At 70.8% G+C, this 9,175-nt stretch carries 11 protein-coding genes; 4 read left to right on the forward strand and 7 right to left on the reverse strand.

Annotated features, from left to right (window positions below):
* Positions 1–9: 9 nt before the first annotated feature.
* Positions 10–1,002 (reverse strand): Lrp/AsnC family transcriptional regulator, encoded by a 993-nt coding sequence (locus EES42_RS38675; protein ID WP_124722877.1) that lies wholly within the window; start codon positions 1,000–1,002, stop codon positions 10–12.
* Positions 1,003–1,295: 293 nt separating this feature from the next.
* Here EES42_RS38675 and EES42_RS38680 point away from each other — a divergent pair, with 293 nt between their 5' ends.
* A complete protein-coding gene (locus EES42_RS38680) occupies positions 1,296–2,834 on the forward strand; it encodes an MFS transporter (protein WP_124723027.1) in 1,539 nt (512 codons plus the stop codon).
* Between the two features lie 81 nt (positions 2,835–2,915).
* Here EES42_RS38680 and EES42_RS38685 read toward each other — a convergent pair whose 3' ends face one another.
* Both EES42_RS38685 and EES42_RS38690 read right to left on the reverse strand, forming a co-directional pair.
* Positions 2,916–3,131, reverse strand: a complete 216-nt coding sequence (locus tag EES42_RS38685) for a DUF397 domain-containing protein (RefSeq protein WP_124722878.1) — start codon at positions 3,129–3,131, stop codon at positions 2,916–2,918.
* Positions 3,128–3,988, reverse strand: a complete 861-nt coding sequence (locus EES42_RS38690; protein ID WP_206433800.1) for a helix-turn-helix domain-containing protein — start codon at positions 3,986–3,988, stop codon at positions 3,128–3,130. Before EES42_RS38690 ends, EES42_RS38685 begins: the two co-directional genes overlap by 4 nt.
* 95 nt (positions 3,989–4,083) lie before the next feature.
* Between EES42_RS38690 and EES42_RS46890 the strand changes: the two genes are divergently transcribed.
* Both EES42_RS46890 and EES42_RS38700 read left to right on the forward strand, forming a co-directional pair.
* On the forward strand, positions 4,084–4,323 hold the full coding sequence (locus EES42_RS46890; protein ID WP_124723029.1) for a hypothetical protein: 240 nt from the start codon (positions 4,084–4,086) through the stop codon (positions 4,321–4,323).
* Positions 4,324–4,367: 44 nt separating this feature from the next.
* Positions 4,368–4,748 (forward strand): hypothetical protein, encoded by a 381-nt coding sequence (locus EES42_RS38700; protein ID WP_124722879.1) that lies wholly within the window; start codon positions 4,368–4,370, stop codon positions 4,746–4,748.
* A 30-nt stretch (positions 4,749–4,778) separates the two neighbouring features.
* Here the strand turns inward: EES42_RS38700 and EES42_RS38705 are convergent, their stop codons facing one another.
* From EES42_RS38705 to EES42_RS38715, 4 genes are all read right to left on the reverse strand, one after another.
* Complete coding sequence (locus EES42_RS38705; RefSeq protein WP_124722880.1) at positions 4,779–5,630, reverse strand: DMT family transporter; 852 nt, start codon at positions 5,628–5,630, stop codon at positions 4,779–4,781.
* A complete protein-coding gene (locus EES42_RS38710) occupies positions 5,627–6,127 on the reverse strand; it encodes a YbaK/EbsC family protein (protein WP_124722881.1) in 501 nt (166 codons plus the stop codon). Before EES42_RS38710 ends, EES42_RS38705 begins: the two co-directional genes overlap by 4 nt.
* A gap of 64 nt (positions 6,128–6,191) precedes the next feature.
* Positions 6,192–6,341, reverse strand: coding sequence for a hypothetical protein (locus EES42_RS45245; protein WP_164495487.1), 150 nt, complete (start codon positions 6,339–6,341; stop codon positions 6,192–6,194).
* Between the two features lie 46 nt (positions 6,342–6,387).
* A complete protein-coding gene (locus tag EES42_RS38715; protein WP_124722882.1) occupies positions 6,388–8,022 on the reverse strand; it encodes a penicillin-binding transpeptidase domain-containing protein in 1,635 nt (544 codons plus the stop codon).
* 240 nt (positions 8,023–8,262) lie between these two features.
* On the opposite strand from EES42_RS38715, the gene coaD reads away from it, so the two are divergent.
* Positions 8,263–8,688 (forward strand): pantetheine-phosphate adenylyltransferase, encoded by a 426-nt coding sequence (gene coaD / locus EES42_RS38720; protein ID WP_124722883.1) that lies wholly within the window; start codon positions 8,263–8,265, stop codon positions 8,686–8,688.
* The last annotated feature ends 487 nt before the right edge of the window (positions 8,689–9,175 follow it).

Genomic DNA, 9,175 nt, shown 5'->3' on the forward strand with positions numbered 1-9,175 from the left:
GCGCCCGGGTCAGGCGAGCGCGGGGTGGACGAGCCGCCCGTTGAGGACGAGGGAGGCGGCCTGCTTGAGACGGCGCACGCGCACACTGATCTCGTAGCCCCTGATGCCCTCGGTACGGGCGAAGCGGCCGCTGAGGTAGCGGTAGAAGTCCGGGGTGTCCTTGCAGATGACCACGGCCATGATGTTGTGCTTGCCGCTGATGGCAGCGGCGAAGGCGCACTCGTCGTGCCCGCTGAGCTCCTCGCCGATCTCCTGGAGCCGGGGCAGGTCGACCTGGAGCCAGAGGGTGGCGTTGAGCTCGTAGCCGAGGCGTTCGGGCACGGCGTCGATGTCGTAGACCAGCGAGCCGGTCGCTTCGAGGGCCTCCAGCCGGCGGGCCACCCGCGGCTTGGACCAGCCGGTGGCCTCCGCGAGCCGGGTGTGGGAGGCGCGGCCGTCCTCCGCCAGCGCTTCGAGGAGCGGGCGGTCCTCCTCGGTCGGGGTGAGTGGGGGCCCGGCGGGGACGGGGCGCTCCGCGGTCAGCAGCCGCACCTGCTCGTCGGTGAGCGAGCCCTCCCGCCCGGTCCAGCCGGCCGTGTCCGGGGAGCCGAAGGCGTGGACGAGCAGGTCGACGTTCAGGTCCAGGACCGAGGCCGCCCGGGGGAGCTGCCGCAGCAGCACGTCGTCGTGGGCGGTCCCGGACGGCGAACGGACGATGCAGATGATCTCCGAACCGCCCGACGCGATGCTCGTGTACGCGACCTCCGGCCTGCGGGACAGGGAATCCGCCAGGGGCCCCACGGCGTCCGGGCGGCAGCGCAGCCGCGCGATCCACTCGGACCGGCCGCGGGCGGCGGGGCTGCTCAGCCCGACGACGCGGATGACACCGCCGCGGCGCAGGGCGCTGTAGCGGCGCGCCACGGTCTGCTCGGACACCCCGACGACCTCGCTGAGGCGGCGGAAGGAGACCCGCGGCGAGCAGTTCAGTCCATGGATGATTTTGCGGTCCAGATCGTCAGGCATGGATGAATGGTCACATGGTCATTCGCATATCCGGAGGTTTCATGATGTTCGCCGAGATCGCTTGGGGATTCGTCGACGGTCGGGGCGAAGCTGGTCGGCGGCTTTGTGGGTGATTCGGCGTACCGCGCGGAATGCGGTGGTACGCCGGATCACCCGGGAGCGGGCGCACGCCGGACGGCGGTGCCCACATCGCAGCCGGTGCCCCGCGCGGCACCCGCCCCCGCAGCAGAAGGAACCACTTCGTGAACTCCGCAACGACACAGGACAGATCAGGGCGGGGCGTCACGCTCGTCATGGCCTGCCTGGGCGTCTTCGTCGCCTATCTCCCCGTGACCACCGTGTCGGTGAGCCTGCCGGCCATCCAGCGGGCACTGGGCGCCTCCACGTCCCAGCTGTCCTGGGTCTCGGACGCCTTCGTGCTGCCGATGGCCGCGCTGATCCTGACCACCGGGGTGTGGGGTGACGTACACGGCCGCAAGCGGGTCTTCCAGACGGGCATGGCCCTGTGTGCGCTGGGCGCGGCGATATCGCTGTCCGCGGACTCGGTGCAGTGGGTGTGGGCCGGGCAGGCGGTCTCCGGTCTGGGTGCGGCGGCGCTGCTGCCCACGACGCTGGCCCTGATCAGCCACGCGGTCCCCGACCACCGGGAGCGGGGCAAGTACATCGGCCTGTGGGCGATGTCCCTGATGGGCTCGCTCGCCGTGGGCTCGCTGATCGCCGGGGTGCTGCTGGAGCACGTCGCGTGGCGCTGGATCTTCCTCCTGCCCGTACCGGTCTCCCTGATCGTGCTCGTCGTCGCGGCGTACCGGCTGCCCGACTCGCGCGCCCCGCACGGCCGCCGGCTCGACTGGCCCGGCCAGATCAGTGCGGCCGTCGCCGTCACCGCGGTCGTGTACGGCGTCATCGAGGGCGGCGCGGACGGCTTCGGCGAGCCCGCTGTGGTGACGGCCCTGGTGCTGGGCGCGATATCCGCCGCCGTGTTCGTCGTCGTGGAGCGCCGCAGCGCGAGCCCGATGCTCGACCTGGCGCTGTTCCGCAGCCCGGCCTTCACCGCCACCGCCCTGGTCGCCATGATCAGCTTCCTGGGGCTGATCGGCTTCTTCTTCGTGCTGAGCCTCTACTTCGGCATGGTGCAGCACCTGACCACGATCGAGGCGGCGCTGCGGATGGTGATGGTGTCCGGGGTGTCCCTCCTTGCGGGCCTGCCCGTCGGACGCCTGATGCACCGGGTCTCCCCCCGGGTCCTGATCACCACGGGCCTGGTCGTCGCGGCGGCCGCGATGCTCTCGCTGACCGGCGTCGACGCCCACACCTCCTACGGCTCGATCGTCTGGCGGCTGGCCCTGCTGGGCCTCGGCATGGGCGCCGTGATCACCCCGATGACCGCCTCAGCGGTGTCCTCCGTCCCGTACCACCTGGCCGGGATGGCCGCCGCCGGGAACAACGCCTTCCGCCAGGTCGGCGGCGCCCTCGGCCCCGCCGTGCTCGGCGCCCTGCTGACCACCCGGGCCCTGGACGCGCTGCCCGGCCGCCTCACCGACGCGGGGGTGCCCGCCGAGGCGAGTGCCCGCGTCCTCGACACCGCCCGCGAGCAGGGACTCGGCGCCGTGGCCGGGCTCCAACTGGACGCCGCGACCGGACCCGCCCTGACCGCCCTGGGCGACTCCTTCCTCGACGGCATGCGGCTGTGCCTGACCGTCTCGGCCTCGCTCGCCCTGCTGGCCGCCGTCGCCTGCGCCGTGCTCCTGCGCCCGGCCGCCGGGCCGACGGCCCCTGCGGCCCCGGCGGCCGAGGAACCGCCGGCCCGCCTGGCGCCGGTCCCGGCGAACTGAACGCGGACCGCACCACGTCAGCTGGACGCCCGACCGCCCCGCCGTGCGTGGCACGGCGGGGCGGTGTGGGGTCGGTCCAGGTCAGACGGCGCCGAACTCCCCGGCCTTGACGCCCGCCACGAAGGCGGCGAAGGAAGCGGGGGAGGCGTGCAGCACGGGGCCGCCCGGGTTCTTGGAGTCGCGGACGGGGACGATGCCGCTGGCGAGTGCGCTGCTCGGGGCCCACTCGACGCAGGAACCGCCGTTGTTGCTGTAGGAGGACTTGACCCAGTGTGGGGTCGCGGCTTCGGTCGTCACGGGGTGCCCTTTCGTAGCTGGTGGATCAGGTCCACGGAAGCTGTCTGCGACAGAGATACGGCCTGCAACTGATGGTAGGCCCTCACCAGGGGCAGTACAGAGGTCAGTTCACGGTCCAACTGGCCTTGCGTCTGCGACTCCACGTAGGCGAACACGGATCGGTCCTGGAGGGTCAGCAGGTTCACCAGCCGGTCGAGGGGGCGACGCTCGCCGAGGCTGTACGGGGCGATCTGGAGCATGGTGTTCGGCTGCGAGGCGAAGTCGGCCAAGGACTGCAACTGAGCGTCCATGACGGCGGGGCCGCCGACGGGCCGCCGGACGCAGCTCTCGTCCAGTACCGCAATCACCAGAGGAGGCAGGGGGCGTGCCAGTGCGTCCTGTCGCTCCACGAGGAACGAAACCCGTTCGTCGGCCTGCTCCTGCGTGATGACCCCTCGGTCAACTGCGCTGGCTGCCATGGCCTGTGCGTACTCACGAGTTTGGAGCGGGCCGGGGATCACGCCGCACTCGAACAGTCTGATCTCCGCTGCCCGGCCCTCGTATCCGACGTACTCCGGGAAGCCCTCCAGCAGGTTGCCGTGCTTGATCTCGCGCCATTCGCGCTCGAACGAATCGGCGGTGTTGGTCGTGTCCAATGCCACGTCGACGCGGCGTGAGAACGGCAGAGTCGGTGATTTCCGACCGGTTTCGAGGGCTGAGATATGCCTGCCTGTGCAGCCGACCAGCGCACCGACGTGATCCTGGGTCCAGCCGCGCTCTTCGCGCAGCCTGCGTAAACGTGCGCCGAAAGCTGCCTGAGGGCTTGCTTCAGGGTTCAACTCCTTGCGGTTTACCAATGTGTCCTCCTTCTCAGCCATGTTGATGACATCTCGACTCTAGGTCACGCTGAAGCCTCCTGGTAGTGGAATGGCTACGGAGCGGAGTTGGCGTGTCCGAAGACGACGGCGGGGCCCTGACTCGCCATGAACCCCTTCAACTCCCCTCGCCCGGCACGCTCTTCCGGGATACCGGCCATGGCGGCCGGGTGGGTGAGTTCCGTGGGGTCGCCGGCCCGTACTGGTCATTGCGGCCGGTCGGTGGCGGTGTGGAATGGGAGGCGGAACCCGAGTGGGTCCGGGCGTTGACTCCGGCCGAGCGGCTGAGCGTGGAGAACGCGTTGCGGAATCTGCGGAGCAGTCGGGGTGGGCTGTGAACGGGGCGGCGGCGCCGGAGGGTTACCGGTGCGAGGCGCTGGCCATGGAGTTCTTCGGGGGCACCGGGAAGATGGAGAGACACGTACTGGGCACGTTCCGGACCATCTCGCCGGTGCTGGCGCTGCGGTGGCTGGGCGGTCAGGCGTTGTGGATCGCGGACCGGATCGACGCCGATCCCGACGCCGATCCGGACTCCGACTCCGGTTTCGGCCCGCGATCGGACCTGGAGCGTTCGGCGTGGGTGCAGCCCTTGAAACGGCTGCCGGTCGGCTCCACGTCCGACCGCCCCGCCGAGCTCCGTGCCTGGTACGAGGACCGGCAGGGTCAGCGCGCGGCCCAGGCACACATCAAGGGCGGCAACCCGTTCCTCGTCGTCGTCCCCGGCACCGACTTCACGTACACCCTCTCCGTGCACCCCGATTGAACAAGGGGCGGAGCCGCAGGGCCGTCGTGCTCAACCCGTGTGCAGCATCAGCCCGATGCCGACCACCATCAGCCCCGCCGCCGCGATCCGCGGCGCGCCGAACCGCTCCTTGAAGAACAGCGTCCCGATGGCCGCTCCGACGATGATCGACGACTCCCGCAGGGCCGCGATCGGTGCCAGTGCCGCCCGGGTCTGGGCCCACAGGACGAGGCCGTACGCCGTCACCGACAGGGCCGCGCCCAGCAGCCCGCGTACGGCGAACGGGCGGAGGGCGGGCAGGAGTTCGGCGCGGCGGCGGTACAGCGCGTAGGCCGGGATGGCCAGTCCCTCCAGGATCATCAGCCAGGCGATGTAGCCGAGCGGGGTGCCGGAGGCGCGCACCCCGACGCCGTCCACCGTGGTGTACCCGGCGATGGCCAGGCCGGTCGCGAGGGCGGCCAGCAGGGCCGGCCAGTCGGGGCGTCTGCCGGAGCCCCGGATGCCCCAGAGGGCCAGCCCGACCAGCCCCGCCGAGGCCACCGCGACCCCGGCGGTGGCCCAGCCGTCGGGGTGCTCGCCGACGAAGACCGCGGCGAGGACCGTCACCACCAGCGGCGCCGTACCCCGGGCGATCGGGTACATCTGCCCGAAGTCGCCCAGGGTGAACGAACGCATCAGCAGCAGCATGTACGCCACATGGAGCGCGGCCGACACCAGCAGGTAGGGCCAGGCCCCGGCGGCCGGGAGCGGGACGAAGCAGGCGGCGGCCGCGCCGATCAGCAGACCGCCGCCGGAGATCAGGGTGAAGGAGAGGAGCTGGTCCTTGATCGCGTGCGCGATCGCGTTCCAACTGGCGTGCGTGATGGCCGCGACCAGCACCGCGAACGCGACCGGCGGTGTCACTTCGACTGCTCGCGCACGTCCACCACGGTTCCGCCGGCGTGCCCGATCAGCGACTTGGGGTCGAGCGGGAAGACGGTGTGCGGGGTGCCCGCCGCCGCCCACACCACGTCGTGGTCCAGCAGCCCCCGGTCGGCCAGCACCCGGGTCCTCGTACGGTGCCCGAAGGGGGGCACGCCGCCGATCGCGTACCCGGTCGTCTCCCGGACCAGATCGGCCCCGGCCCGCTTGACCTTCCCGGCGCCCAGCTCCGCGCGTACCCGCTCCACGTCGACGCGCGAGGAGCCGTCCATCAGGACCAGCACGGGGACCCCGTCGGCCTCGAAGATCAGCGACTTGACGATCTCGCTCAGCTCGCAGCCGATCGCGGCGGCGGCCTCGGCGGCGGTACGGGTGGCCTCGGGGAAGCGGCGGACCTCGACATCGAGCCCCAGCTCCCGCAGGGCCTCGGCGAATCGGGGGTGGGCTTCGGCAGCGGCGGTGGCATCGGAAGTGCTCATGCCCGCACGCTAGCGAATCCCGCGCGGGGCATGCGACGCGATTCCACGCCGACGGGAACGGCTGTCACCGATCCCTGGCGCAGTTCACCACGCAGCCGACGGTCAGCAGCACCCCGAACACTCCGACGGCCAGCAGCCCGAGGACCTTGAGCAGCCCCATCCCGTCCGCCGCGCCCCTGGCCGCACCCGCGATGCCGCCCACGGACGCGCACATTCCGAGAACGAACGTGCGCGACCCCCGGGGCCCGGCAGCAGTCATCTCACGACCCCGCGCGAAGGACCGCCGCGACCACCGGCCCCGCCGCGTCGCCGCCGTGGCCGCCGGACTGGACCACTGCGGCGGCGGCCAGGTCGTTGCTGAAGCCGGTGAACCAGCTGTTGGACGTGGCCTGGCCGTCCACCTCCGCCGAGCCCGTCTTGGCGCCCTTGTCGCCGCCCACGGAGGCCATCGCGGCCCTTCCGGTGCCCCAACTCGCCGTCTGGCGCATCATGTTGGTGAGCTGCTGGGAGACGTACCCAGGCAGTGAACGGGAGGCGGTGGCGATCGGCCGGCCGTCGAGCTCCGGGGACACGATGATCGGCTGGCGGAAGGTGCCGGTCCGCGCGGTGGCGGTGATGGACGCCATGTTGAGGGCGTTCATCTGGACCGTGCCCTGCCCGATGTACTGCGCGGCCGCCTCGCCCTGGGTCTCCTCGGGCACCTTGCCGTCGAAGGTGACGACGCCGGTCTGCCAGTTCAGGCCGATGCCGAAGACGTCGCGGGCCTCCTTGGCGAGTGCCGCGTCGTCCTTGGCGTCGTCGATCAGCTTGATGAAGGCCGTGTTGCAGGACCGGGCGAAGCTGGTCGTCAGGGTGCCGTCGGGAATGGAGAAGCCGTCCAGGTTCTTGAAGGTGCGGCCGTAGTACGTCGCGGTCGGCGGGCACTCGATCTTCCGGTCGGCCGAGGTCAGGCCCTTCTCGATCAGCATCGCCGCCGTCACGATCTTCATCGTGGAACCGGGCGCCTGCGTGCCCTGCATCGCCGCGTTGAACCCGGTGGCCGGGTTGTTGGCGACCGCGCGGATCGCGCCCGTGGACGGCCTCACGGCGACCACCGAGGCCTGGCTGAACTTCTTCACGGCCAGCTCGGCCGCCGCCTGGGCGTCGGCGTCCAGGGTGGTCTGCAGCTTGCCCGGCCTGCCCTTGGTGAGGGTCAGCAGGGTCTTGCCGGGGCTGCCCGCGTCCGGACTCTCGATCCAGGTCTCGACGCCCGCGGTGCCGCCGGCCTTCTCGCCGTACTTCTGGCGCAGGGTGTCCAGGATCGGACCCAGCGAGGGGTACTTCTCCTTGGTGAGGACCTTGCCGTTGTGGTCGACGGCCTCGATCGACGGGGCCGCCGCCTCGCCCGTCTTCAGCGAGGCCCCGTCCGTCAGGTCCGGATGGATCACGGCGGGGGACCAGTCCACCAGGGGCCTGCCGGTGGTCAGTCCGCGCACCACGGTCAGCTCGGAGGAGTACGACCAGGGCTTGGACCTGCCCTCGAAGGAGACGGTCGCCTTTACCGTGTACGGCACCTTCGAGCCCACCGTGGGGCCCGGGGTGATCACCGCCTCGGTGACGTGGGCGCTCTCGCGGTAACCGGTGAGGGCCGGTCCGGCCTCGGCCGCGTTGTTGGTGAGCTGGGACGCGGTGTCCGGGTCGCCGCTCGCCCAGGCCTTCAGGAACTTCTTCGACGCCTCGTCGATCTCCGCCTTGGTGACCGGGCCCGTCTTCACCTCGGCGGGGGCGGACTTGCTGTCCGTACCGCCGCCCCCGCCGCTCAGCCCGTCCAGCATGTTGTACGCCCCGTAGCCCACCCCGCCGACCACGACCGCGAACACTCCGCCGACCATCGCGACCTTCGCTCCACTGCGCATGCCTGCAGTCCCCTCCCCAGGAGCCCTCTTGAACGTGTTCAAGAAGATGCTGCCAGGCACCTTACGGGACGGCGGGGAAGGCCGGGACGGTTGTTATCGGAACGCGATATGTGTGGCGTGAGCACGTCGATCCGGACACATCCGGACGACGTGCTCCCGTCCGATCCAGGTGTCCGGCCAGATCCGGTAGCGCCACGAACGAGCACCGCCGGGGGCGGCCGCTTGTTACTCTTCCCGGTCATGCGAGCCCTCTTCCCAGGATCTTTCGACCCGGTCACTCAAGGGCACCAGGACGTGCTCCGGCGCGCTGCCCTCCTGTTCGACGAGGTCGTCGTGTGCGTGATGTCCAATTCGAACAAGACCGGCCGCATCCCCGTCACGGAACGGCTGGACCGGCTCCGCGCGGCAGCGGCCGACTTGAGCAACGTCACGGTCGACTCCCACACCGGCGGCCTGCTGGTCGACTACTGCCGCCGAGGCGGAATCGATGTCGTCATCCGCGGAGTCCGCGGCGTTTCCGACCTGGACTACGAAATGCCGATGGCCCGCATGAACCACGAACTGGCCGGAGTCGAAACGTTCTTCATCGCCGCGGACCCCGCCCTGGCCCGCGTCTCCTCCACCCTCGTCACCGCGATGCGTCAACTGGACCGTGTCCCCGAATGATGAGGTGAGCGCTTCTTCCAGCAGGTGGGGGCGGCGACGAAGGGTCCTGGGACGTGTCCTGTGCGGTGAGGCGGACGAGTCGTTCGCAGTATCCCTCCCCTAACCCCTAGGGGCGGGGGATCCGCGCGCTGAAGCGACAAGCCCGGCCGGTGTGGTGCGCGAAAAGGCCGGTGTCGTCCCCCACCCCGGCGGATGCCGGAACGCGGCAACCGTGTTCCTCCGCTCCCGCCCAGGGCACCGACGACACAGCGATCGGCCGCCTACCCGGACTGATGAACGACAAGGTGCAGGACTCCAGCAGGAGGCCGGTGCGTCGCCGTACGCCACGAGTTGGATCACGAGCCCATCCCCGCGTCGTACGAGGCACGAGTGGGGCGGAACAGAGACTGGAGGCGATCCGAGACACTGATTCTGCACAGAGGACTGGCATGGCTCTACGAGGCGCCCGAACGATTTCCGCGCTGACGGTCGGCGCGGTGACGACCGT

This window comes from Streptomyces sp. ADI95-17 (assembly GCF_003846175.1).
In the GTDB taxonomy this organism is placed as follows: Bacteria; Actinomycetota; Actinomycetes; order Streptomycetales; family Streptomycetaceae; genus Streptomyces; species Streptomyces sanglieri.